The organism is Acinetobacter sp. Ver3 (assembly GCF_000632455.1).
Classification (GTDB): Bacteria; Pseudomonadota; Gammaproteobacteria; order Pseudomonadales; family Moraxellaceae; genus Acinetobacter.
The window spans coordinates 1-24,249 of sequence record NZ_JFYL01000036.1 but is presented as its reverse complement, the minus strand read 5'-3'; the positions used below and the strand labels follow the sequence as shown (position 1 = coordinate 24,249).

Below are 24,249 nucleotides of genomic sequence, written 5' to 3'. Positions count from 1 at the left end.
TCTCCTTATACCAATTCAATGATCGTTGCGATACCCATACCACCACCTACACACAGTGTAGCCAAGCCACGTTTTTTACCTTGACGCTCAAGTTCATCGAGCAACGTACCTAAAATCATGGCACCTGTCGCACCGAGTGGATGACCCATTGCAATTGCACCACCATTTACATTGACTTTTGCAGGATCGACATTGAGTTCATTAATAAAGCGCATTACTACAGCCGCAAACGCCTCGTTCACTTCAAATAAATCGATATCATCAATGGTTAAGCCAGCTTTTTCCAAAGCTTTGCGTGCCGCAGGTGCTGGACCAGTTAACATGATTGTTGGATCAGTTCCGACAAGCGCAGTTGCTAATACTTTGGCACGTGGTTTTAAGCCTTGTTCTTGAACCGCTTTTTCAGATGCAAGTAGAACAACAGCAGCGCCGTCTACAATGCCTGAAGAGTTTCCTGCATGGTGAACGTGATTAATCTTCTGAGCTTCTGGATATTTTTGTAATGCGACTGCATCAAATCCCATACCACCCATCATTTCAAAGCTTGGATTTAATTTGGCTAAGCCTTCAACGGTAGTCGTTGGTTTGATGAACTCGTCTTTATCTAAAACGACAACGCCAGCTTTATCTTTTACTGGTACAACTGATTTATTGAAGTAACCATTCGCTTGAGCCGCTGCTGCTTTCTTTTGTGAATCTGCAGCAAAAGCATCTACATCAGCACGAGAGTATCCATCTAAAGTTGCGATTAAATCAGCACCAATCCCTTGTGGAACAAAGGTAGATTTCAGGTTTGTTTCTGGATCGAGTGCCCATGGTCCACCATCGGAGCCCATTGGAATACGCGACATTGACTCTACACCACCAGCAACGACAACATCTTCCCAGCCTGAACGAACTTTCTGTGCAGCAAGATTGACAGCTTCTAGTCCTGAAGCACAAAAACGGTTGATTTGAACGCCTGCTACATCATCATTCCAGCCTGCTGCAATTGCAGCAGTTTTAGCGATATCACCGCCTTGATCACCAATTGGAGTTACACAACCCAGTACGATGTCATCGACTTTAGAAGTATCGAGTTGATGGCGAGTTTGAAGTTCATTTAACAGCGTTGTGAGTAATGTGATTGGTTTTACTTCATGTAAAGAACCATCTTTTTTTCCTTTTCCGCGTGGTGTGCGAATGGCATCAATGATGTAAGCCTCGCTCATAATAGTTCCTTTTTTATAGGTTGAAATTGTTATGGTGTTTTGAGTGTAGATGATCTATGTGATTGTGCAATGACGAGAACGGATGAGTCGTTTGATATTTTTGGTCACTTAAAAATTAAATGTTTTAGATTGTGAAATGAAAGTTTTTGACGAATTAAAAAAAAATTGTATTGCGAATGCTTAGATTATAATTTTTCTATATCAAATCTTAGGCGTTTGATATGGCAAGCTTTACACCATAAGAGCCTTCATCATCTTCATTAACATACCAACCACCGTTAATTACAGCGGGCACTTTTTTATTGATAATCTGCCCTTTCAGCTTTTCTGCTTCTAATTTACTTAAATAGCCAACTGTTAATCCGTTGATTTCAACTTTGATTGCATTTGGATCGTATTGGTTAAATGGTTCTGACAGAACATGAGCAGTACATTCATGAAATTTAGATACAGATTTTTTTTGACCAGCTATTTTAAGTAAATTTTTTTGATATGCATTTTCTCCGACAATATTATAAGTGTACCGTATATCAGCTTTAGGTTGAGAACTGTGTGATTTTGCACTGTAAAAATAAAGCGCTATTCCAATCAAAATTGAGATTAAGATTGCAGTAAGTGTCATCTTATTATTCCTTTTAATATTCCGAATAGTTTAATTTCAACTTGAATATTTTTGCAAAATAAATAAGCACTTAAGTCCATTTGTAATAAAAAAAGCCTGAAAAATGTCAGACTTTTTTATGTTTGACTAAATTAATGATAACCATGTAATTGACGATACAGTCCTGGTGTTACCCCTGTCCACTTTTTAAATGCTCGGTGGAAGGTACTGGTTTCACTAAAGCCGACTTGTTGTGCCACATCTTCTAAAGTTAAAGATGGGTTTAACAGTAAGTGAATTGCGGCGTCTCGACGCAAAGCATCTTTCACACCTTGATAGCTCTTACCTTCAGCAGCTAAGCGACGGCGAAGCGTCTGTGGTGATAAATAGAGCATGGCTGCAACATCATTTAATGTTGGCATTTCTTCACCAATTTGGCTCTTCAATACTTCGCGAATACGTGATGTGAGTGAATTGGTATTCTTGAATTTCACCAACAGTTTCGCTGGAGCACCTTTTAGAAACTCTTCCAAGGTGTTTTCATCTTGGCGAATTGGAAGGTCTAAGTAGTCTGCAGCAAATGTGATTTCAGTACGAGCTGAATCAAATTGGATTACTGGCGCAAAAAATAACGCATCATATTCATCTGCATGTTGTGGGCGTGGATAAGAAAAATGTACACGCTCTAACGGGATACGACGCTCAATAAGCCACGATGCCAAACCATGCCAGATCATGAGCATACTTTCAGTAATGAAATGGTCAGGATCCATTGTTTTTGGAATGAGTGGAACTAAGCGTGCTTCATGTTTATCGCGCTCTAAAGTCACAGACCACTCATCACCGAATAATTTATAGAACTGTGATGATAACTCAAGCGCATCACCTAAAGTTTTGGCATGTATGATCAATTGACACATGATCGCAAAGGTCCCTAAACGACGTGGCTGAATATCAAAACCAACGTGTTCATCTTGGGTGACCATCCACAGCATTTTAACAAAGCGTGTGTACTGCTCAGGAGAAATACGTGCTTTAGGTTGGCGGAGTAGTTCAGCTTCAATGCCGACATGTGAAAGTAAAGTGTCAATATCCATCCCTAGACGTTTTACTCCAGTCAGGGCTGCATTCACAAAATGGATACTTATCGTATCGCGACTCATGTTAAATCCTTCAGTCTCTTTGATGTTCACTGCTACTTGACCTAAATGACACAAAAAATAATTTAATTGGCAATTATCACTAGAGTAATTGCTCTTTTACATCATAAATTGCCGAAATGATCAAGGTAAATGGCTGAACATGACATTGTTAATCTTGTTTTATATTTCTATTATGGGTGAAAAATCAACATATTCTTGGTGAAAATAACAATGACAGCTGCATTAAAGGGATTGAAAGTTTTAGATTTTTCCACATTATTACCCGGACCCTTTGCGACCTTGTACTTAGCAGATCTAGGGGCAGAGGTGGTCCATATAGAGTCACCAAATCGACCAGACCTTGTCAGAATGTTGCCACCTTATGCAAATGGTCAAGCCACGGCGCACAGTTATTTGAATCGCAACAAGCAGTCGATTGCTCTAGATTTAAAAGATAGTCAGAGTATTGAACTCATTAAATCAAAAATTTCAGAATACGATATCGTGATTGAGCAGTTCCGTCCTGAAGTGATGCGACGTTTAGGACTCGACTATCAAACTTTATCTGAAATAAACCCACGTCTGATTTATTGTTCAATAACAGGATATGGGCAAACAGGTCCTTATAAAGATAAAGCGGGACATGACATTAACTATGTATCGCTCTCAGGGATTGCTGGGCATTCAGGTCGGCAGGAAAGTGGACCACCACCTATGGGGATTCAAATTGCTGATGTCGCAGGCGGTTCTTTATACGCAGTGATCGGGATTTTAACAGCCGTGATTGAAAGGCAACGGAGTGGTTTAGGTCAATATATTGATATCTCTATGACGGATTGTGCGGTGACCTTAAACAATATGGCCGCGGCAGCTGTACTTGCAGGTGGGCAGAATCAGTACCCTGAAAATGAACATCTGAACGGGGGAACATTTTATGACTATTATCAAACGCAAGACGGGCGCTATATCTCAATTGGAAGTTTAGAACCTCAATTTATGACAGGTCTGGCAACTGTATTAGAACTGCCTATCTTATTGGAAAAAGGAACTTCATTTGATGTTGAAGATCGAAAAGCAGTCAAGGCTGCCATCGCTGATAAAATCAGGGAAAAAAGTTTTGATGTATGGCGTAAAACATTTTCTGAATTAGACGTATGTGTAGAACCTGTGTTAAATCTAGACGAAGCTCTGACGTCAGATTTGGCTCAACAACGTGCTTGGACAGTAGATGTACCTCTAAGGAAAGATGCAAATGAGGTAGAAAAACAGTTGGCTTGTCCAATTAAATTTTCAAGATCCAAGGCACAATATCATTATATCGGCCAAACACTGGGTGAAGGGAACTGGTAGTCAAAGTATTGAATATATAAGAAAAAAGAGGCGGTCTGTATCGGTTCTTTAATCTATGTTTTCATACAGTAAATGAAATACTTTAGACTAAAGTCTATAATTGTCATGGAATGAAATTAGGCTGAGTCCCAATGGATTTAATTCAAGTAAATGGTCAACCGCGCTATGGGCGTTTTACAGAATTGCCAAGTGCAATTTCTGTCTCAAAATATATTTATAAAACGCCATATGGCAAAGTGCTCAAAGGGTGGAGAAAAAAACTTAAATATAAGAAATTTAAGTTTTGTAGTATCCAACATGAGCATTACAGCATTGGGATGGCTATCGTCGATATCGCTTGGGCGGGACATGGTTTCATCTATATTTATGACCATAACACCGGACAAGTCGTCGAGTGGAATGCGATTAATGTATTGGCGCTCAGTACGGTTCTAGATGAACAGCCACTATTTAATCATAGCCATTTTCAACATGGAAAAATCCAACTCGATATCCAACATGCCAATGGTGTTCGTTATATCAAAGTGATCAAACATGGTGAAGAAAAACTGTCTGCGCGAATCTTTTGTGCTGGAACAGATCCTTTGTCGATGTGCAGTCCTACTGGGATTAATGGTTGGACCTATACTCAGAAACTAACTACATTGGCCGTTGAAGGGTATTTCATTAATAAACAAAAAGAAAAAATTGAATTTAACTCACGAACTTTTGCTTCGCTTGATGATACTTGCGGTTTTCTAAGACCTGAAACGGCTTGGTTTTGGCTATCTTCTAATTTTTGGGATGCGCAAGGAAACCGTGTGGGTTTGAATCTTGCCTCTGGCGTGAATGAAAGTTTTGGCAATGAAAACTGTTTGTGGATTAATGGGCGCCTTTATGCGTTGACGGATGTTCTTTTTGAAATGCAAAATGATCAGATGTGGACCATACGATCTATGGATGACAAATTACAATTGACCATTGAAACAGGCTGGCGCCGTTATGAAAATCTTAATCTTAGAATGGTAGGCAGCCAGTTCAGTCAGTGGCAATCTAAAATTACGGGTTTTATTATTTCAGATGATGGTCAGCATATTGAGCTTAATCAAGAGTATGGACTATTAGAGCAACATTACGCTAAATGGTAATGGCGTCATAACAACAAAAAAGTCCGATTGATCGGACTTTTTTTACATTCTTTTTTATATCGCAGCTTGCCAAAAAGCTTCACCTGCTTGAATTGGATCTTGAGTTTCAGCGATCGTATCAACCCAAACTTGGTATTGATGAATAATAGGGTGTTGGTTTGGGTGGAAATCAGGTTTAAACCAGTCTAAATATTCTCGTTTTTTTGCCGTTAAAATGCCATCTTTTCCAAGCAACCATTTCAAGCCTTGAGCAAACATTTTTAACCTTTCAATTCGAGTAAAGCCATCTTGTTTGAGAAGTCCATGTGTTCTTTGCATGGTAAATCCAAACATCATAAGCGTAACTAAAACCAAGGCGGTATAACGTGTAAGGTTTGAAGTCTGCGCTACCTCGATCATGACATCATAAGCTACATCGCGATGTTCCATTTCTTCAATACTATGCCATGCAAATAAACCCCGGACAAAAGGATGTGCATGGGCCATCGTACTTTTATGACTGAAAAAGGTCGTTGCCATTAAAGCGGTTAAGTGTTCGCATGAAGCGGTGATCGCAATATTAAAACGATCAGGATACCTTTTTAACGCATGTTTGAAACGTTGATTGACTTGATGAATATATTTTTCAATTGGCATACCTTGCTCAATTAAAATTTTATTCATTTTGTCATGGGCAATACCGTGTTGCGCTTCTTGTTGAATAAAGTCTTTCACACGTTTGGCTAAGACAGGATCTTGAATATGCGGTTGAAATAGTCGGACACACTGTATGAAATATCGTTCTCCATCTGGAAATGTCAAACTCAAAGCATCAAATACACGTGTTTTAAAAGGATCGTTGTTAAACCAAAATCGTGGTACTTCGTTAAGTCGGAAATCAAGGTGCTTACGAATCACTGGATGGTATGTGGTAATTGCATTCATTTTATTTTTATCACTTATGCAGAAAGAACAAGTATGTAAAAAAATCACATTGAGGTCATTATCTCTACAGGACAGAAGAAGAGAGAAGGAGATTAAAACTGTAAGTAATGTCGGCTAAATCATCCGAATAAAAATGATTTAGCCGGCAATAGGAATATTATCGAGCTGCTTGCCAGAATGCTTCACCAGCTTGAATTGGATCATTGGTCTCGGCTAATGTTTTTACCCAGACATCATATTGGGCAATCACAGGATGTTGGCTTGGATGAAAGTCTTTTTTAAACCAATCTAAGTATGGACCTTTCATTCTCGTTAACATGCCATTTCGACCGATAAACCATGGAAGTCCTTTGACGGTCATTTTGAAACGGTCTAAACGACTAAATCCGTCATACTTCAACATGATATTGGCACGATAAGTCGTAAATCCAAGCATCATGAAAGTTGTAAATGCCAAAGCAAATTGTCGAGTGAGTTCTGGAACATCGCCGACTTGTTTCATGACATCAAAAGCCACATCACGATGCTCCATCTCTTCGATAGCGTGCCATGCTAAAAGCGCGCGTACATAGGGATGAGCATCTTCAAGGGTTGCTTTTTGACTATAAAAAGTATCAGCCATTAATGCAGTTAAGTGTTCGGCTGCAGCAGTCATGGCAATATTGTATTGAGGTGAACGACGTGTCAGTTCGAATTTAAAAATTTTGTTAAGAACCTTAATAAATTGATCGACAGGCATACCTTGATCTTTCATGACCTGATTCATCTTGTCATGCGCAATTCCATGCTGTGCTTCTTGTCGAATAAAATCTGCGACTCGTTTTTGTAATTCAGGGTCTTTGATTTTATCTCTAAATAATCGAACTGATTCAATGAAGTAGCGCTCTCCGTCTGGGAAAGTTAGACTCAATGCATCAAACATACGGGTTTTGAATGGATCTCCACCAAACCAAAAACGAGGAATTTCTGAGAGCTTGAAATTGAGATTCGTGCGTACGACAGGATCGACCTGATATTTTACCAATGCGTTCATCTTATTTTCATTCATCCGCTTTAGATCGTTTAAGTATGTATGGCATTGGTCTGATTGTTTTGACAGTACTTGCCATTTTTTATACATTTTACGACAAATGAAAATGAATAAAGTCAATTTTGCCTAAAGGAATAGTGCATCGTGAAAGATATTCAAATACCCAATGGATATTTCCATTTATGGCAAACATTTATTCAAGTGAAACAGCTCGATAAAGAGATAAAGACTGCATTAAATCAGGATGTTGATACGCTGAATAAGATTTTGGTAGCACCGATTGCCATGCAATCATCTTATTCTTTTTTCTTAAAACTTAACTCTCTCACGCAGGTTTATTTGAATCGCGCCAATTATATTTTTGAAATGGCTCAATATGTGAAACCTGAGCATTTTGGTGTGCTTGGATATATGGCGACACGAAGTGAGACGGTGGCGGAAGCACTGAACTATATTTTAAGATTTAGCCGCTTGGTGATTGATGGTGAAGAGATTACACCCATGCAGATTCACCAGAACGGTGAAATACTGATTTTAAGCTGGCCGTTTATTTGTGATGACTATAATTTTATCAATGAGCTGACGAATGCCATGATGGTTTCATTGGCAAAGCAAATATTAGTGCATGATACCTTTCCACTGTATAAAGTGATCATGGCGCATGAAGCTATCGCACCATTGTATGAATATCAAAAGTTCTATGGTTGTCAGGTAGAGTTCAGCCATGTTGAATATCAGTTTCAAATTCGCACGCAGGGGTTGCAGCTAAAACCCCAACAAGCAGATCCTTCACTTATGCAATTGTTGGTTCAACAAGCGGAAGAGGCGATTGCATCAAAACCCGTGCAATCGAGTCTTGATCGGCAACTCCACTTAATTATTGCTGAGTATTTGCGTATTCGTCACGAAGCGCCAAAGATTGAAGATATTGCGACAGAATTATGTTTGTCGGTGAGGACTTTGCAACGACAATTAAAAGATCGCGGAACATCATTTAAACGCATACTTGAGCAAGAGCGGATGTCACAATGTGAGCGCCTATTAAATCAGGGGCTAGAGTTAACGGATATCGCAGTGCAACTCGGTTACTCAGATCAGTCTGCGCTTGCTAGAGCATTTAAAATGTATAATGGAATAACGCTGTTGCAGTTTAAAAAACAACTTAAACAACGACCAACTCAACACCATAATCTAAGTTAGATTATGGAAATAAAAAAGGTAAGCATGTAGCTTACCTTTAAAGACTTCATTTTTATGCCAGTCTAAAATTGATTCATCTGTATTTTGGGATATCTAAAAGCAATGGAGAGTATAGCAATCACCGCTAAGATCCAGCAGTAATAAACGTTTTGGATCATTTCCATTGGCGATAATTTTGCAATTGAACACGCCAATAATAATTGTGCGCCAAACGGAATTAAGCCTTGAACAACACAAGAAAAAATATCCAACAAAGCAGCCGAGCGTTTTGGGTCAACACCATATTCTTTAGCAATTTCACGTGCCATATCGCCAGATAGAATAATGGCAACCGTATTATTCGCCACAAAGAAATTAGACAAGATCACCAGAAGGCAAATTCCGATTTCACCAGCTCTTTGCGTCCCCACTTTGAATAAACGCGTAAGTTGATAAATGCGTTGTATTAGCCACTCTAAGCCACCTTCTTTTCGCATAAGGGCAGAAATACCACCGAGTAACATTGAAAGCAATGCGACTTCAAACATGCCCAAAAAGCCATCGTAAATCGCATTATTTAATTTAAGTAGGTTAAAGTCAGGGGCTTGAATCAGACCGACGAGTCCAGACATAACAATGCCCAGCATAAGTACAGCCAACACATGTAATCGGCTAAAAGCCAAAGCAAATACGGCTAAATAAGGCAAAATCAGCCAAAAATTATAGTCATTGAAAGAAATTTGTTGCGTATCACGACTCATCACAAAATAAATCAAAATCGTGAAAAGCGCTGCTGGTACTGCAATCCATACATTGACTTTAAATTTATCCTTTAGTTCTACACGTTGGCTACGAGTTGCAGCGATAGTGGTATCTGAAATCATAGACAAGTTATCACCAAACATGGCTCCTCCAACCACAGCACCAATCGCAACAACAGGATTTATATCGGTGACTTGAGTGAAGCCAAATGCGATCGGCGCACAAGCAGCGATAGTACCCATCGAGGTTCCCATCGCGGTAGCAATAAATGCTGAAATAACAAAGAGCATTGGCAGGACAAAATCCGAAGGAATGAGAGATAAACCTAATTGTACTGTTGCATCAACACTACCAATGGCGCTACTAATACTGGCAAAAGCACCTGCCAGCATAAAGACCATAAACATTAAAATAAGATTAGGATGGCTTGCCCCACGGAGAAACTCATCTATACCTGTGTTTAATTTGCCACGATAAAGTAATACCGCAAGAATGAGGGCAGGGATAGCAGCAATGGGTGCTTTAATTTGGTAGAAGGCAAACTCAGTGCCAATCAGAGTGTGATAAATACCGCTGCCCAAAAAAATGGCTAAAAACACAATAAGCGGTAGAAGGGCAAGCGCTCGCGGAGAAGCTTTGCCTGGGGAGATTGTGGTCATAACATAAGAAATAAAAGAGTAAGCATGTATAGTATAGAACAGCTTTGGCTAATTCAGAAAAGTTAAAATGTAAGTGCTAAGCTATTTGTTTTTAAACATTTTTAATCAATAAACATAAGTTCATATAAATATTCATGATTTAGAAAAAACAGAAAAAATCGAGCTTTTTGATCATTGTTAAAAAAATCAAAACATTGATAAATATGCACTTGGAATACTTAACTGAAAAGAGTGTTTGGTGCTTTTCATCACACTCTGTTCAATGAGTAAAAAATAGCGTTACAATGGGCCGTCTTGTATTTTACAAAACCAACTCCTCAATTCTATACAATTCAAGGAAAGTACATCCCTATGTCACGTTTAGCCACACGATTTGCACAGCTTAAATCTCAACAGCGTAAGGCTCTAGTTTCTTATGTCATGGCAGGTGACCCTCATCCACACGTAACGGTTCCTTTGTTACATCAAATGGTGGAAGCAGGTGTGGATGTAATTGAACTTGGCTTACCATTTTCAGATCCAATGGCCGATGGTCCAGTGATTGCACTTGCGGCTGAGCGTGCATTGGCAGCCGGTACAAATACATTGGATGCATTGGAAATGGTCAAGCAATTCCGTGAAAAGGACACAGATACACCAGTGGTGTTGATGGGTTATTTGAATCCTGTAGAAGTCATTGGATATGAAAAATTTGTATCAACTGCTCATGACTGTGGTGTGGACGGTATTCTGTTGGTGGACTTACCACCTGAAGAAGCACAAGCGCTCGATGTTGTCTTGAAAAAGTTTGATATGGATCAGATCTTCTTGTTGGCGCCAACATCTACAGATCAACGTATTCAACATGTCGCTAATCAAGCGAGTGGTTTTATTTATTACGTGTCTTTGAAGGGTGTAACAGGTGCAGCGACTTTAGATGTGAATGAAGCTGCTCAACGCATCGAAAAAATTAAGTCGATGACGGATGTACCTGTTGGTGTAGGTTTTGGTATTAGTGATGCAGCCTCTGCAAAAGCAATCGGAAGCGCAGCGGATGCGGTCATTGTTGGTAGTGCTTTTGTTAAACCATTTGCACAGACAACTCCTGATCAAGCAGTTGAACAGGCGGTCAATAAAGTCAAGGAGCTTCGAGCAGCGCTCGATGAGTTAGTATGAATCAAGAAGTTAAATCAGGGAAAACTTTAGCACCTGCAACACCTTGGACAGATCGTTCAGTACCAGGTATTCAAATCCCTGATCAACAGCAATCGTTAAAAGCGACGTTTACTGAGCCTACGATTGAATGTCCAGAATGTCATGCTCTGGTGACTCGTACGGCGATGTCTTTCAATGCTTATGTTTGTCCTCAATGTGATGAGCATTTAAAAATGAAAGCACGTGACCGCTTAAATTGGTTCTTTGATCAAACCGCAAAAGAATTAGGTCAAGAGTTTGTTGCAAAAGACCCACTCAAGTTTGTCGATAGCAAAGCTTATCCTGTGCGTATGAAAGAAGCACAAGAGAAAACTGGCGAAACTGAAGCACTCGTGGTGATGGAAGGGCAAATCAAAGGTTTATCATTAATCGCTTGTGCATTTGAATTTGATTTCATGGGCGGTTCAATGGGTACGGTAGTTGGTGATCGATTTGTACAAGCAGCAGAGCGTGCGATTGAAACCAAACAGCCAATGATTTGTTTTGCTGCCTCTGGTGGTGCTCGTATGCAAGAAGGAATGCTTTCTTTAATGCAAATGGCACGTACATCAGCTGCGATTCAAAAAATGAAAGATGCTCGTATTCCGTACATTGTTGTACTAACTCATCCAGTATATGGTGGTGTGACCGCATCTTTAGCCATGTTGGGTGATGTGCATATTGCTGAGCCTAAAGCAATGATTGGTTTTGCTGGTAAACGTGTCATTGAACAGACTGTACGCGAAAAGCTAGAAGAGCCGTTTCAACGTGCTGAATTCTTGCTTGATCATGGTGTAGTCGATCAAATTGTTCATCGTCACGCATTACGTGATACAGTTTATCGTATCGTAGCGAAATTGATGAATTTGCCTTGAACCTCACTGCTCCACTCAGTACAGATAATTTACAAACATGGCTCGATTATTGGAGCCATGTTCACGTTACAGGAATTGATTTAGGGCTTGAACGCGTCATTCCTGTGGCTGAAAAATTGGGCGTTACACACCCGCAAGCGAAAGTCATTACCGTCGCTGGTACGAATGGTAAGGGTTCAACAACCACAACCTTAGCTTCTATTCTGAATGCTCAAGGATATCAAGTCGGTTTGTATCAATCTCCGCATATCTATCGTTTCAATGAGCGTGTAAAACTCGCAGGTCAGGAAGTTTCAGATGAGCTTCTGATCGAAGCATTTGTTCAAGTTGATCAAGCACGACGTGAATGTGATTTAAGTTTATCTTTTTTTGAAGCAACAACCCTTGCAGCTTTTGTCATCTTCAAACAACAGAAATGTGATGTTTGGGTATTGGAAGTTGGACTAGGGGGACGTTTGGATGTTGTGAATGTCGTTAATCCAAATGTTGCGGTCATTACCAATATTGGATTGGATCACACAGATTGGCTGGGTGACACCATTGAAAAAATTGCTTTTGAGAAAGCGGGTATTATTCGTCGAGATATTCCAGTCATTTTTGGTGGGCAACAAATACTTCCAACATCAATTCAGGATAAAGTCATTGCATGTAATGCGACGCTGTCATGTCTAAATCAGGATTATTTTTATCAAGCAAATGGTGATGGTAAAACTTGGACATTTTCAAGTTCAGCACTGACCTTAAAATTACCATGTGGTCAGTTGGCCCTAGATAATGTTTCTACTGCCGTGGCTGCATTATTGGTCAGTGGATTGAAAATTTCTCAAACTGCACTAGAGCAGGGCATTATTCAAGCACATTTACCAGGTCGATTTGAAATAAGGGAAATCGCAGGAAAAACAGTGATTTTCGATGCGGGACATAATCCGCATGGTGTAGAATTTTTGTTAAAGCAATTGCGAAATTATTTAGAATACAATAAACAGTACACAGAAGTTATCGCTGTGTTTTCGATGTTAGCGGATAAAGATATAGATTCAGTCGTTAATTTATTGAAAAACACGGTATTTATGTGGAAAATTGCGCCGATGGATGTGCCTCGTGCAGCACCATTACAACAATTAGAGTCAGCGCTTCAAGGTGAGACAGTACAACAGTATTCAAATGTACAGGTCGCATTTAAATCAGCACTTGAAGAAACAAAAAATAATCAGCTGATTTTGGTGTGTGGTTCGTTTCATACCTTAGAGGCGGTCTGGGAGTATTTAGAGAATGTCAATGAATAACAAACAACGCTGGATGGGTGGTGTTGTTTTATTGGGTGGTGGTGTTTTATTGGCAGCATTACTTCTAAAAGGCAAAGAAGAGATCCACCAAAATAATGTTGAACAACCGGTTGAAGCTGTTCAACAAAAAAAGAATGAACCTGAAGCAGTACAACTTCAACCTCTCACAGTTGATGTGGAAACTGAAAAGCGTTTACTTGAAGAGCAACGACGTGCTCGTGAGAAAGCTGTGGCAGAGCAAGAGGCTCGTGCTGCTGAATATTTAAGAATGCAACAAGAGGCCGAAGCTGAAGCCGCACGTCGCGCTGCTGAAGAATATGCTGCAATGAATGCTCGTCGAAACGCTGTTCAGCAAAGTTCAGACAATATTCCTCCTGAATTGGTTGAGGATGAAGCTGAAAAGCAAAAGCGTTTGGCTGAAGAAAAACGCATAGCTGAACAGAAGCGTTTAGCTGAGCAAAAAGAACAACAGGCGAAAGCCTCAGAAGAACAAAAGCGTAAAGCCGAAGCAGAAAAACGTGCAGCTGAAAAGAAAGCAGCAGAGCAAAAAGCTGCTGAGGAAAAACGTAAAGCAGAAGAGGCGAAGAAGAAAGCTGAAGCTGATAAAAAAGCTGCAGAAGAGAAAAAACGCAAAGCTGCTGAAGAAGCGAAGAAAAAAGCTGAGGCAGAAAAAGCTCGTGATCTGCTGGAAAATGGAGATCGTCAATGGATGGTTCAAGTGGCATTGGCTGCGAATGAGGCGAATGCAGATGCGCTTGCGGCTAAGCTTCGTGCCAAAGGATATAAGGTAACGAAGAGTCCAACGTCGAAAGGTATTCGAATTATGGTTGGTCCATCTAAAGATCGTGATTCGGCAGATGCGTTACGTAAGAAAATTAACAGTGATGCAAGTTTAAATATGAAATCAGCATGGGTGATTGATTGGGTACCACTGGATAAGCGTCAATAGTTTCTTGCTTTGTTTTAGAAAAAAGGATTCAAACTATAATTTGAATCCTTTTTAAATCAATGCGTTAAAGATTATAAGCCATAATCAAAAAAAGCCTATCTGAGGATAGGCTGAACGCTGAAACTTGATGGCTCGTCAAAATTAATCAAGATCAGGTTGAGGTGTTAAACGTAGATAAGGTGTCACTGCCTTGTACCCTTTAGGGAAGCGTTGTTGAATTTCATTTTCGTCTTTAATAGAGGGAACAATCACAACATCTTCACCATGCTGCCAGTTTGCAGGGGTTGCCACTTTATAGTTATCTGTTAACTGTAATGAATCTATAACACGTAAAATTTCATGGAAATTGCGACCAGTTGACGCTGGATACGTAATAATCAAGCGTACTTTTTTATTTGGATCAATGATCACAAGAGATCGGACGGTTAGGGTCTCGCTGGCATTGGGATGGATGAAATCATATAAAGTCGAAACTTTACGATCCTGATCAGCAATGATTGGGAAATTTACCGTGGTAGACTGAGTTTCATTAATATCTTTAATCCAACCATGATGTGATTCAACATCATCTACAGAGAGAGCAATCGCTTTAACATTACGTTTTTCAAACTCGTCTTTTAGCTTTGCTGTAAAACCTAATTCCGTCGTACATACGGGAGTGTAGTCGGCAGGGTGTGAAAATAAAACGCCCCAATGATCTCCTAAAAAATCATAAAAATTAATCACTCCTTCGCTCGCTTGCTGTTCAAAATCTGGAGCAGTGTCACCTAAACGTAATGCCATATATACCTCTATTTTTATCAAAACCTTAATGTATTGAAATTAATATGGAGGAAACTCTTTATAATTAAAAATAGTGTTTTTTTATTTACTTATGAGAAAAATAGATTTATTTGGCTGCCTGAGTGCAAATAAACGCTCATAAAATTGAATTTGAACGATATATATTTTTGATCAAATTTGCTACATTAACTCGCCGTTGCTCATGCGTCATGGAAAATAATCCAGAAATTTTTTGATTGCATTTGTTTAAAACCCTTGTACTTCAAATTTCTAGCACCATAATAACGTTTGAGAAAAATCATTTTGATAAGTAAGTTTTAGAGAGTCTATATGTTGGCAAGTCTGATCGGAGGAATCTTCGGTACTAAAAACGAGCGCGAATTGAAGCGTATGCGTAAAATTGTCGAGAAGATCAATGCGCTCGAGCCGACGATATCTGTGTTAAGTGATGCAGACTTATCTGCAAAAACAGAAGAATTCAAACAACGTTATAAAAACGGCGAAAGTCTTGATCGCTTGTTACCAGAAGCTTTCGCGGTATGTCGTGAAGCTGGTAAGCGTATTATGGGTATGCGTCATTATGACGTACAGTTGATTGGTGGTATTACCCTACATGAAGGTAAAATTGCAGAAATGCGTACAGGTGAAGGTAAAACCCTAATGGGTACTTTGGCTGTATATTTAAATGCAATTAGTGAACAAGGTGTTCACGTTATTACTGTCAATGATTATCTGGCGCAACGTGATGCTGAGTTAAACCGTCCACTTTATGAATTTTTGGGATTATCTGTTGGGGTGATTTACTCCATGCAGAATCCTGTCGAAAAAGCAGAAGCTTATCGAGCAGACATTACCTACGGTACAAACAACGAATTTGGTTTCGACTATCTTCGTGACAATATGGTGTTCTCGTTAGCCGAGAAAAAACAACGTGGTCTTGCTTATGCGATTATCGATGAGGTTGACTCGATCTTAATTGACGAAGCACGTACTCCACTTATTATTTCGGGTCAAAGCGAAGATTCTTCGCAACTTTATGCGGCAATGAATGCGATTCCGCCAAAGTTACATGCTCAAAAAGAAGAAAAAGTTGCAGATGGTGGGCACTTCTGGATCGATGAAAAGCAACGTTCAGTCGAAATCACAGAAGCTGGTTTTGAAGCCATTGAAAGTGAACTTATTGCGATGGGATTATTGGCAGAAGGTGAGAGTCTATATTCTGCAGCCAACTTAAATCTTGTTCATCATGTGACAGCTTCTATTCGCGCACATTACTTGTATCAACGTAACGTGCATTATATTGTCCATGACGGTGAAGTGATTATTGTCGACGAAAATACAGGTCGTACGATGCCTGGTCGTCGTTGGTCTGAAGGTTTACATCAAGCGGTAGAAGCGAAAGAAGGTTTAGAAATTCAACCTGAAAACCAAACGCTTGCAACGACCACATTCCAAAACTATTTCCGTTTATACCGTAAACTTTCAGGTATGACAGGTACAGCAGATACTGAAGCTGCTGAAATGAAAGAAATTTATGGCTTAGATGTGGTGTTGATTCCAACCCATCGTCCAATGATTCGTAAAGATCTGAATGACTTAATTTATTTGAATCGTAATGGTAAATACAATGCGATTATTGAAGAAATTAAGAAAATTCATGAAGCTGGTGTTGCACCGATTTTGATTGGTACGGCAACAATTGAAGCTTCTGAAATCTTATCGGATAAACTGAAAGAAGCGGGTATCGCACACGAAGTACTGAATGCCAAACAGCATGAGCGTGAAGCGGATATTATTGCACAAGCCGGCTCTCCACGTGCCGTGACTATTGCGACCAACATGGCAGGGCGTGGTACGGATATCTTGCTCGGTGGTAACTGGAAAGCGAAACTGGCGAAAATTGAAAATCCAACTCCTGAAGATGAAGCACGTTTAAAAGCAGAATGGGAACAAAATAACCAACTGGTGCTGAATTCTGGTGGTTTACATATTATTGGTTCTGAACGTCATGAATCTCGTCGTATTGATAACCAATTACGTGGTCGTTCAGGTCGTCAAGGTGATCCAGGTGTTTCGCGTTTCTTCTTATCGTTAGAGGATGATTTGATGCGTATCTTTGCGGGTGATCGTGTCGTCGCAATGATGCGTGCAATGGGTCTGCAAGAAAATGAAGCCATTGAACATAAAATGGTATCTCGTTCGATTGAAAATGCGCAACGTAAAGTTGAAGCGCGTAACTTCGATATTCGTAAGAACCTGTTGAAGTATGATGATGTAAATAACGAACAACGTAAAATTATTTACTCACAGCGTGATGAAATTCTGGCAGAAAGTACTTTGCAAGAATACATCGAGTCAATGCATGAAGAAGTGATGAAAGGGGTGATTGAAACGTATATCCCACCTGAATCTATTCATGATCAGTGGGATGTCCCAGGTCTTGAATCTGCATTACGCTCAGACTTTAATATTGATCTTCCTGTACAGCAATGGTTGGACCAAGATCGTCGATTAGATGAAGAAGCATTAGCACGTCGTATCACTGATGAGGTTTTACAACGTTATCGTGCACGTCGTGAACAAATGGGTGCTGAATCTGCAGCAGTGTTAGAACGAAACTTTATGTTAAGTTCTTTAGATCGCCACTGGAAAGATCATTTAGCAGCGATGGATTATTTACGTCAAGGTATTCATTTACGCGGTTATGCGCAAAAGAATCCTGAGCAGGAATATAAGAAAGAAGCATTCAATCTGTTTGTAAATATGTTAGCTGTCATTAAGTCTGATGTTGTGACAGATCTTTCATTAGTACGTTTACCAACGCCTGAAGAGCTGGCAGAAATGGAAGCACAGCAGCAAGCTCAAGCTGAAGCGATGCAACTTTCACTTTCTCATGCTGAAGTTGATGGTTTAACAGGTGAGCAAACAGTTAATACTCAAGAATTGGATCAGAATGAAGTTGAGATTACGCCACCTCAAAGCCGTAATGCACCTTGTCCATGTGGTTCTGGTTTAAAATACAAGCAGTGTCACGGTAAAATCTAAATTTCATGAAGCAGAACTTAGGTTCTGCTTTTTTTATTTTATTATAGTGCTTGGTCAGTTCATGTGAATAAGCATTGCCAATTTTCTCAGTTAATGCTATTTAATTTTGCATGATTTAATATATGGTAGCGACAATGAAAAAAATACTAAAACCGGCTTTATTTGCAGTTTTTGCTTTACCAGCTTTTGCATTTGCCAATGCTGATACGAAAACTGTACCTCTAGCGAAAGTTCAAGCAGCTGCGGGTGTTACTCAAGCACAAACTGAAGTTAAAAATGACTCCACAACGGTGATAAGTCCACGCACTGGTATTCGTTACACACTTGGTAATACAGCTGGTCGACCAATCATTCTTCAAACAGCTGCAATAGCACCAGCAACTCCAGCTACAGCAAATCGTATTGTTGCATCAAATCCAGCTCTTTCAAGTTCAAGTCAAGAAAAAGCAAAACAAGCTTTATTAGAACAAACTGTATCTAATTAATTTTAGAATTTCGTACATAAGCTAGTCTTAGACTGGCTTTATTGTTTTTAGGGATCGAGATTTATTTCAAATCATTCATTTCAATCAACCCTAATGCCTTATTCACTCGATTTTTTTTCTAATTTCTAATAAGCTTAGCCATCATTTTTTTTAATTCGGACAATCAAAAATGGCGGTGGGTGACGTATCAATGCCACAAATGCATGTGGTAAAGGGTGTAAGAATTGGCTCAGCAGAAGCGTATGTACGTTACCCAAATCGACGTGACTTGGTTGTATTTGAATTTGCACAAGGCACTCAAGTTGCAGGTGTATTTACCCAAAATGCTTTTTGCGCAGCGCCAGTACATATTTCAAAACTGCATTTGTCTCAAACAAATCCACGTTACCTTGTAATTAATACAGGCAATGCGAATGCAGGTACTGGTCCTACAGGTTTGAAAAATGCAAAGGACACTTGTGCTGAATTTGCCAAAATTGCTGGTGTAAATGAGAACGAAGTTTTGCCATTCTCAACAGGCGTAATTGGTGAACAATTACCCATGGAGCGTTTGATTGCTGGGTTAAAACCAGCATTTGAGAGTCTTGAAGATGATGTATGGCCTCAGGCAGCATCAGGTATTATGACGACGGATACTTTACCTAAGGGTGCTTCTGAACAATTTGAAATTGACGGGGTTGTTTATACAATGACGGGGATTTCAAAAGGTGCAGGAATGATCCGTCCTAATATGGCAACAATGTTGTCTTTCGTAGCGACAGACGCGCCTATTGCTCGTGAATTGGTTCAAAAACTATTAAAAACCACAGTTGAACAATCATTTAATCGCATCACGATTGATGGTGATACATCTACTAATGACTCTTGTATTTTTGCAGCAACTGGTCAAGCAGGTGGTGCTGAAATTACATCTAAAGAAGATGCTCGTTACTCTGTTGTTTTAGATGTACTTACACGTGTCATGAAGCGCTTGGCTCAGTTAATCGTTCGAGATGGTGAAGGTGCAACCAAATTTATAACTGTTTCAGTTGAAGGTGGTGCAAATACGCAAGAGTGTTGTGATATCGCTTACAGCATTGCACATTCACCTTTGGTAAAAACAGCGTTCTTTGCTTCTGACCCTAACTGGGGTCGTATCTTGGCTGCAATTGGTTATGCTGGGGTCCAAGATTTAAATGTCGACAAAATCCAAGTATGGTTAGATGATGTCCAGATCTGTAAAGATGGTGGTGCAGCGGCAGATTACACAGAAGAGGCTGGTGCTAAAGTGATGAATCAATCAGAAATTACTATTCGCGTTGATTTGGGCCGTGGTTCTGCCAAAGATACGGTTTACACCTGTGATTTGTCATATGATTATGTCAAGATCAACGCAGATTATCGTTCTTAAATAAATTAAGCCTCCCTGTTGAGGCTTTTTATTTATCAAATTTTAATGATTGGTCAAATCCAATCTGTGTGTAATTGCTTATATTGATAAGCGCTATGGATAGAGATGCAAATAATGAATGATGCAACCAATTTAATTGCAAATGATGCGAAAGCAATTGTTCAAGCTCATTTAGACCTGATTGGTGAATCTAACAATCAAGATTTAACACCAGAGTTAAAGCAGCAAAAATTTGCTGAGATCCAAGCCGAATTGGAAAAGCGTAATGCGGTATTGGTTGCTCATTATTATTGTGATCCAGTCGTACAGGAGCTTGCGGAGCTGACTGGTGGTTGTGTTTCAGATTCACTTGAAATGGCACGTTTTGGGCGTGACCATGATGCGACAACACTCGTTGTGGCTGGTGTGAAGTTTATGGGTGAAACTTCTAAAATTTTATCACCTAACAAAACCATTTTAATGCCTACTTTAGAGGCAACTTGTTCACTCGATCTAGGTTGTCCTGTAGATGAGTTTAGCAAGTTCTGTGATGCTCATCCTGATCATACTGTTGTGGTTTATGCAAATACCTCAGCTGCGGTAAAAGCACGTGCAGATTGGGTGGTAACATCCAGTTGTGCTGTCGAAATTATTGAGCATTTAGATAGTTTAGGTGAAAAAATTATTTGGGCACCTGATCAGCATTTAGGACGTTACATTCAAAAGAAAACTGGAGCGGATATGTTGCTCTGGGATGGTTCTTGTATCGTACATGAAGAATTTAGAGCACGTGGCATCGCTCAGATGAAAGCCATCTATCCTGATGCTGCAGTTTTAGTCCATCCTGAATCTCCAGAATCGGTGATTGATGTTGCTGATGCAGTAGGAAGTACTTCGCAATTGATTAAGGCTGCAAAAGAACTACCGCATGAAACAATGATTGTTGCGACCGATCGCGGTATTTTTTATAAGATGCAGCAAATGGTGCCGAATAAGACTTTGATTGAGGCTCCTACGGCAGGTGAGGGAGCGACTTGTCGTTCTTGTGCACATTGTCCATGGATGGCAATGAATGAATTGGATGGCATTTTGCATGTTTTACGACATGGTGATCAAGAAGTGTATGTTGATCCTGCTTTAGCAGAGCGCGCTAAATTACCATTAGATCGAATGTTAAACTTTAGTGCGTCATTAAAGCGTTAATATTAGTCAAAATGCTTGATAAATATACATTTGAAGTGTTTTTTTGAATTTTTTTGAAGATAGGTGTTGACGTTATCCAGCGTCACGCCTAGAATGCACACCGTACCGAACGATACATCAAACGATAAGTTGAACGGTACAAAAGCTGAGATGAATCGGAGTATAGCACAGCCTGGTAGTGCACCTGGTTTGGGACCAGGGGGTCGTAGGTTCGAATCCTACTGCTCCGACCAATTCTTCAAGGCAAAGGTTTTCCAATGATCTCGCAATCATGGGTAATGCGCCTGTAGCTCAGTTGGATAGAGCATCCGCCTTCTAAGCGGATGGTCACAGGTTCGAATCCTGTCAGGCGCGCCATTGGTCGCTTGATTTTATAGAACCAAATTTTGTGATGGTGGATGTAGCTCAGTTGGTAGAGCCCCGGATTGTGATTCCGGTTGTCGCGGGTTCGAATCCCGTCATTCACCCCAACACAAACCGATGTAATCGGAGTATAGCACAGCCTGGTAGTGCACCTGGTTTGGGACCAGGGGGTCGTAGGTTCGAATCCTACTGCTCCGACCATTTATTTCATTATAAATGGTCAGATAAAAGATACCGCGTTAAGCGGTTTTTTTATGTCTGATTTTTGCTGTTAAAAAAAGATCCTATCAGGATCTTTTTTTGTTGAGTGTTTAAGGCACGATAATAACAGCAACGCGTCTATTTTCTGCATGGGCAGCGTCAGTATTTGCAGTATTAATAGGTTGGGTTGAACCGCGACCAATGGTTTGGATATGAGCTGGGTTAAAACCCTCCTCAATAAAAATTGTGCTTACGCTTCGGGCACGGCTTTCAGAAAGTTTAAAATTATAATCTGGATTGCCAATAAGATCGGTATGACCGACGATACGGACTTTCTTTAAATTGTACTTTTGTAGTTGTGCTGCGAGATGTTGAATCTGTTCACGATTTTTTTTAGAGATTTCAGCCTGATCGAAATCGAAAAGAAGTCGTTCGGGTAGTCCCAAACTCCAACCTTCCTCTGTGAGTACGAAACCTTGTTGTTTTAACATTTTTACTTGTTTATAGCTTAAAGATCCCATACCCAAGCATGCACTTAATCCTATACAAAGAATGCTCATGATAAAAAGTTTGAAACTACGATTGAGCATAGCTATTAATCCTCAGTAAAAACTCTATTGTTGAAATATGTGCCAATGATGTTTTAGATTCTTCGCTTTGTACATCGCTTGGTCTGCTTGAGAAATTAAGTCCTCTGGGTTATGAGCTTCTTTAGCCAAAGCAATACCAAGACTAAAACTAAAATGAATTGATTGTCCGTTATATTTTAAGGGCTCATCAGAACATTTTATAAGATTTTCGGCGATCGAAATTAAGTGATCCACCTGACTGACAGGACTTAGGATAATTGCAAATTCATCACCGCTTAATCTTGCGACAAAATCATTTTGACGAGTGTTTTGTTTTAATCGTTTAGCCATCTCTTTCAACACTTCATCCCCTACTAAATGACCATATTGATCGTTAATAGACTTAAATTTATTGTTATCTATAAAAATCAAAACAGTATTTTCACGTTTATCAGGCTGATCGAAAAGGCTACACAAAACTTTATAAAAGTAATGTCGGTTTGGTAATTGTGTTAATTCATCATGTTGTACTTGATAATTAAGCTGAGTATTTTCAGACTGTAACTGATTGTGCCAAGATTGAATTTCTTCTAATAGTTGATTAAATACTGAGTTTAGATGATGAAATTCTTGAATATCATTTTTTGGAAAGCGGAGATTATATGCTTTTTGTTGACTCACTAATTGTGCTGTATGAATAATTGGTGATATAGAATTCATAATATGACGATAGGTTGCATTAACCGACCACCATAAGGCGAAAATCATAAAAAGCATACCTAAAATCAAGGCTAAGCAAATCTTGATAATGAATAAAATGATATCTTGAGAACTGCCGAATAGATGAAGCTCACCGACCAATTGTCCATTGTGGGTAACTTCAATTTGAATCGGCTTAGAAAAAAATAATCCATCAAACCAAGTTTGAAGTTCTGAATGGCGATCTATCAGTTTGCTGCTTTCAGTGATTTTAACTTTATTGCTATCCAATACTTGGATAAGGCGAATTGACTGTTGTTGTGTGTACTCGTGTAAAATATTGTCTAAAGTGTATTTATCTTGGAAAACAAGAGCAGGTTGAATGCGTTCCGCAATTGTGCGACTCACTAAGGTTAAGTTTTGATTGGCGTATGATTTCACCGTAAAAATTGAAATCGTTGCAAAAATTAAAGTGCAGATCAAAAAAGTAATCGCAAAAATTAAAAATTGTGATCTTCTAAATAGTGATTGGAGTGAAGTTAATCCAAAAAATTTATCAATCATCTGAATTACTCCATGTTCTGTGCAAGAAGTAATACACGAGGATCAACGTGGATTTTGGTTTTTGCAAGACTGTCTAAATTGACTTTAAATTTTGTAATACCTGCTTTATTGCTATAGAGACAGAAAACACTTCCAACCTCGCAATCTTCATTATTTGTTGAAAATGAGAGAATTGATTTCTTTAGTGATTCTCCGATGAGCTTTTGTTCGACTGTTGGAGAAGATTTAGAGAAAAATATAACATCACAATTGGTCTTGTTTAATTCGTGATCATGAATATTTTGTGCTTTGATCTTTGAATTTTGCTTTAGAATTATTTGATTAAACTCTGCTAATGCCACAGTGTTATCAATTAGACATAAATCTGGTTGTGGAGATGAAATTTTGGCATAGCTCAAAATAGATAGAGTCATTTGATAAATGTTCTGGTTGGAATTGGCATGGCTAAAGCTGCACATCAAAAGCAGTAGGGAGATCAATACGGCTTTTTTGATTTTAAATATAGCCATTTAGTAACATAGTTCTAGTCAGTTAAATAATAGAGACTATTCTAATCTAATTTTAATAAAGTTAAAGTGTTCGATTTTTTATCAATATCATACTGAATGATGTGAATTTGATTATTAAATACCCACTCAATACTCATAATTTAAAAAAATACTAAAATATTTAAAAAAGAGGTTGCATTGGGAGAGGAATG

21 protein-coding genes and 4 tRNA genes are annotated in these 24,249 nt (G+C 39.2%); 15 read left to right on the top strand and 10 right to left on the bottom strand.

The genetic code is table 11. The features are described from left to right. Nucleotides 1–5 precede the first annotated feature (5 nt). From CL42_RS10345 to CL42_RS10335, 3 genes are all read right to left on the bottom strand, one after another. Nucleotides 6–1,211 carry an acetyl-CoA C-acetyltransferase gene (locus CL42_RS10345; protein WP_035267939.1) on the bottom strand — a complete coding sequence of 402 codons (1,206 nt, stop codon included), beginning with the start codon at nucleotides 1,209–1,211 and terminating at the stop codon, nucleotides 6–8. 208 nt (nucleotides 1,212–1,419) lie between these two features. Then, nucleotides 1,420–1,833, bottom strand: coding sequence for a hypothetical protein (locus tag CL42_RS10340; RefSeq protein ID WP_035267937.1), 414 nt, complete (start codon nucleotides 1,831–1,833; stop codon nucleotides 1,420–1,422). Nucleotides 1,834–1,964: 131 nt separating this feature from the next. Continuing rightward, nucleotides 1,965–2,975 carry an AraC family transcriptional regulator gene (locus CL42_RS10335; RefSeq protein WP_035267936.1) on the bottom strand — a complete coding sequence of 337 codons (1,011 nt, stop codon included), beginning with the start codon at nucleotides 2,973–2,975 and terminating at the stop codon, nucleotides 1,965–1,967. Between the two features lie 210 nt (nucleotides 2,976–3,185). Here CL42_RS10335 and CL42_RS10330 point away from each other — a divergent pair, with 210 nt between their 5' ends. Continuing rightward, complete coding sequence (locus tag CL42_RS10330; RefSeq protein ID WP_035267934.1) at nucleotides 3,186–4,304, top strand: CaiB/BaiF CoA transferase family protein; 1,119 nt, start codon at nucleotides 3,186–3,188, stop codon at nucleotides 4,302–4,304. A 131-nt stretch (nucleotides 4,305–4,435) separates the two neighbouring features. Then, the gene (locus tag CL42_RS10325; protein ID WP_035267932.1) at nucleotides 4,436–5,431 is read left to right on the top strand and encodes a DUF2804 domain-containing protein; all 996 of its coding nucleotides are present in this window, start codon (nucleotides 4,436–4,438) and stop codon (nucleotides 5,429–5,431) included. Nucleotides 5,432–5,485: 54 nt separating this feature from the next. Here the strand turns inward: CL42_RS10325 and CL42_RS10320 are convergent, their stop codons facing one another. Together CL42_RS10320 and CL42_RS10315 are read right to left on the bottom strand one after the other, a co-directional pair. Then, nucleotides 5,486–6,355: a metal-dependent hydrolase gene (locus CL42_RS10320; protein ID WP_035267931.1), complete on the bottom strand. Its 870-nt coding sequence runs from the start codon at nucleotides 6,353–6,355 to the stop codon at nucleotides 5,486–5,488. A 157-nt stretch (nucleotides 6,356–6,512) separates the two neighbouring features. Next, a complete protein-coding gene (locus tag CL42_RS10315) occupies nucleotides 6,513–7,388 on the bottom strand; it encodes a metal-dependent hydrolase (RefSeq protein WP_035267930.1) in 876 nt (291 codons plus the stop codon). A gap of 141 nt (nucleotides 7,389–7,529) precedes the next feature. Here CL42_RS10315 and CL42_RS10310 point away from each other — a divergent pair, with 141 nt between their 5' ends. Continuing rightward, nucleotides 7,530–8,585: an AraC family transcriptional regulator gene (locus CL42_RS10310; protein WP_035267928.1), complete on the top strand. Its 1,056-nt coding sequence runs from the start codon at nucleotides 7,530–7,532 to the stop codon at nucleotides 8,583–8,585. Nucleotides 8,586–8,647: 62 nt separating this feature from the next. On the opposite strand, the gene CL42_RS10305 is transcribed toward CL42_RS10310, so the two are convergent. Further along, entirely contained in the window at nucleotides 8,648–9,985 is a 1,338-nt protein-coding gene (locus CL42_RS10305; protein ID WP_035267927.1) for a Na+/H+ antiporter NhaC family protein, read from the bottom strand. Between the two features lie 351 nt (nucleotides 9,986–10,336). Here CL42_RS10305 and trpA point away from each other — a divergent pair, with 351 nt between their 5' ends. From trpA to CL42_RS10285, 4 genes are read left to right on the top strand one after another with little or no spacing between them, the layout of a single operon-like run. Further along, nucleotides 10,337–11,140 (top strand): tryptophan synthase subunit alpha, encoded by an 804-nt coding sequence (gene trpA, locus CL42_RS10300; RefSeq protein WP_035267926.1) that lies wholly within the window; start codon nucleotides 10,337–10,339, stop codon nucleotides 11,138–11,140. Continuing rightward, nucleotides 11,137–12,033, top strand: coding sequence for an acetyl-CoA carboxylase, carboxyltransferase subunit beta (accD, locus tag CL42_RS10295; RefSeq protein ID WP_035267924.1), 897 nt, complete (start codon nucleotides 11,137–11,139; stop codon nucleotides 12,031–12,033). The genes trpA and accD overlap by 4 nt, the downstream gene beginning before the upstream one ends. Next, nucleotides 12,030–13,319: a bifunctional tetrahydrofolate synthase/dihydrofolate synthase gene (gene folC, locus CL42_RS10290; RefSeq protein WP_035267921.1), complete on the top strand. Its 1,290-nt coding sequence runs from the start codon at nucleotides 12,030–12,032 to the stop codon at nucleotides 13,317–13,319. The genes accD and folC overlap by 4 nt, the downstream gene beginning before the upstream one ends. Next, entirely contained in the window at nucleotides 13,306–14,268 is a 963-nt protein-coding gene (locus CL42_RS10285) for an SPOR domain-containing protein (RefSeq protein ID WP_171076783.1), read from the top strand. The genes folC and CL42_RS10285 overlap by 14 nt, the downstream gene beginning before the upstream one ends. A gap of 141 nt (nucleotides 14,269–14,409) precedes the next feature. Here CL42_RS10285 and CL42_RS10280 read toward each other — a convergent pair whose 3' ends face one another. Continuing rightward, complete coding sequence (locus tag CL42_RS10280; RefSeq protein WP_035267917.1) at nucleotides 14,410–15,051, bottom strand: peroxiredoxin; 642 nt, start codon at nucleotides 15,049–15,051, stop codon at nucleotides 14,410–14,412. A gap of 330 nt (nucleotides 15,052–15,381) precedes the next feature. Here CL42_RS10280 and secA point away from each other — a divergent pair, with 330 nt between their 5' ends. The 8 genes from secA (at nucleotide 15,382) to CL42_RS10240 (ending at nucleotide 21,717) form a co-directional block, all read left to right on the top strand. Continuing rightward, complete coding sequence (secA, locus tag CL42_RS10275) at nucleotides 15,382–18,096, top strand: preprotein translocase subunit SecA (protein ID WP_035267914.1); 2,715 nt, start codon at nucleotides 15,382–15,384, stop codon at nucleotides 18,094–18,096. A gap of 134 nt (nucleotides 18,097–18,230) precedes the next feature. Continuing rightward, nucleotides 18,231–18,581 carry a hypothetical protein gene (locus CL42_RS10270; RefSeq protein WP_035267951.1) on the top strand — a complete coding sequence of 117 codons (351 nt, stop codon included), beginning with the start codon at nucleotides 18,231–18,233 and terminating at the stop codon, nucleotides 18,579–18,581. Nucleotides 18,582–18,750: 169 nt separating this feature from the next. Beyond that, nucleotides 18,751–19,971: a bifunctional glutamate N-acetyltransferase/amino-acid acetyltransferase ArgJ gene (argJ, locus tag CL42_RS10265; protein WP_035267912.1), complete on the top strand. Its 1,221-nt coding sequence runs from the start codon at nucleotides 18,751–18,753 to the stop codon at nucleotides 19,969–19,971. 114 nt (nucleotides 19,972–20,085) lie between these two features. Further along, a complete protein-coding gene (gene nadA, locus CL42_RS10260) occupies nucleotides 20,086–21,153 on the top strand; it encodes a quinolinate synthase NadA (protein ID WP_035267909.1) in 1,068 nt (355 codons plus the stop codon). 156 nt (nucleotides 21,154–21,309) lie between these two features. Then, nucleotides 21,310–21,386, top strand: a tRNA-Pro gene (locus CL42_RS10255). Between the two features lie 47 nt (nucleotides 21,387–21,433). Then, nucleotides 21,434–21,510: transfer RNA gene (locus CL42_RS10250), tRNA-Arg, on the top strand. 37 nt (nucleotides 21,511–21,547) lie between these two features. Continuing rightward, a tRNA-His gene (locus tag CL42_RS10245) sits at nucleotides 21,548–21,623 on the top strand. Between the two features lie 17 nt (nucleotides 21,624–21,640). After that, nucleotides 21,641–21,717: transfer RNA gene (locus tag CL42_RS10240), tRNA-Pro, on the top strand. A 110-nt stretch (nucleotides 21,718–21,827) separates the two neighbouring features. Here the strand turns inward: CL42_RS10240 and CL42_RS10235 are convergent. From CL42_RS10235 to CL42_RS10225, 3 genes are read right to left on the bottom strand one after another with little or no spacing between them, the layout of a single operon-like run. Further along, nucleotides 21,828–22,307 (bottom strand): OmpA family protein, encoded by a 480-nt coding sequence (locus CL42_RS10235; RefSeq protein ID WP_035267906.1) that lies wholly within the window; start codon nucleotides 22,305–22,307, stop codon nucleotides 21,828–21,830. Nucleotides 22,308–22,331: 24 nt separating this feature from the next. Continuing rightward, the gene (locus tag CL42_RS10230) at nucleotides 22,332–23,549 is read right to left on the bottom strand and encodes a diguanylate cyclase domain-containing protein (protein WP_035267903.1); all 1,218 of its coding nucleotides are present in this window, start codon (nucleotides 23,547–23,549) and stop codon (nucleotides 22,332–22,334) included. Between the two features lie 5 nt (nucleotides 23,550–23,554). Continuing rightward, on the bottom strand, nucleotides 23,555–24,058 hold the full coding sequence (locus tag CL42_RS10225) for a YfiR family protein (protein WP_035267899.1): 504 nt from the start codon (nucleotides 24,056–24,058) through the stop codon (nucleotides 23,555–23,557). Nucleotides 24,059–24,249 lie beyond the last annotated feature (191 nt).

Coding starts and splice junctions, on each gene's coding strand:
- argJ (WP_035267912.1), top strand. CDS start 18,751: ATGGCGGTGGGTGACGTATCAATGCCACAAATGCATGTGGTAAAGGGT.
- CL42_RS10320 (WP_035267931.1), bottom strand. CDS start 6,355: ATGAATGCAATTACCACATACCATCCAGTGATTCGTAAGCACCTTGAT.
- CL42_RS10340 (WP_035267937.1), bottom strand. CDS start 1,833: ATGACACTTACTGCAATCTTAATCTCAATTTTGATTGGAATAGCGCTT.
- CL42_RS10285 (WP_171076783.1), top strand. CDS start 13,306: ATGTCAATGAATAACAAACAACGCTGGATGGGTGGTGTTGTTTTATTG.
- CL42_RS10235 (WP_035267906.1), bottom strand. CDS start 22,307: ATGCTCAATCGTAGTTTCAAACTTTTTATCATGAGCATTCTTTGTATA.
- CL42_RS10270 (WP_035267951.1), top strand. CDS start 18,231: ATGAAAAAAATACTAAAACCGGCTTTATTTGCAGTTTTTGCTTTACCA.
- CL42_RS10330 (WP_035267934.1), top strand. CDS start 3,186: ATGACAGCTGCATTAAAGGGATTGAAAGTTTTAGATTTTTCCACATTA.
- CL42_RS10315 (WP_035267930.1), bottom strand. CDS start 7,388: ATGAACGCATTGGTAAAATATCAGGTCGATCCTGTCGTACGCACGAAT.
- CL42_RS10325 (WP_035267932.1), top strand. CDS start 4,436: ATGGATTTAATTCAAGTAAATGGTCAACCGCGCTATGGGCGTTTTACA.
- CL42_RS10230 (WP_035267903.1), bottom strand. CDS start 23,549: ATGATTGATAAATTTTTTGGATTAACTTCACTCCAATCACTATTTAGA.
- nadA (WP_035267909.1), top strand. CDS start 20,086: ATGAATGATGCAACCAATTTAATTGCAAATGATGCGAAAGCAATTGTT.
- CL42_RS10335 (WP_035267936.1), bottom strand. CDS start 2,975: ATGAGTCGCGATACGATAAGTATCCATTTTGTGAATGCAGCCCTGACT.
- trpA (WP_035267926.1), top strand. CDS start 10,337: ATGTCACGTTTAGCCACACGATTTGCACAGCTTAAATCTCAACAGCGT.
- accD (WP_035267924.1), top strand. CDS start 11,137: ATGAATCAAGAAGTTAAATCAGGGAAAACTTTAGCACCTGCAACACCT.
- CL42_RS10345 (WP_035267939.1), bottom strand. CDS start 1,211: ATGAGCGAGGCTTACATCATTGATGCCATTCGCACACCACGCGGAAAA.
- CL42_RS10280 (WP_035267917.1), bottom strand. CDS start 15,051: ATGGCATTACGTTTAGGTGACACTGCTCCAGATTTTGAACAGCAAGCG.
- secA (WP_035267914.1), top strand. CDS start 15,382: ATGTTGGCAAGTCTGATCGGAGGAATCTTCGGTACTAAAAACGAGCGC.
- CL42_RS10305 (WP_035267927.1), bottom strand. CDS start 9,985: ATGACCACAATCTCCCCAGGCAAAGCTTCTCCGCGAGCGCTTGCCCTT.
- CL42_RS10225 (WP_035267899.1), bottom strand. CDS start 24,058: ATGGCTATATTTAAAATCAAAAAAGCCGTATTGATCTCCCTACTGCTT.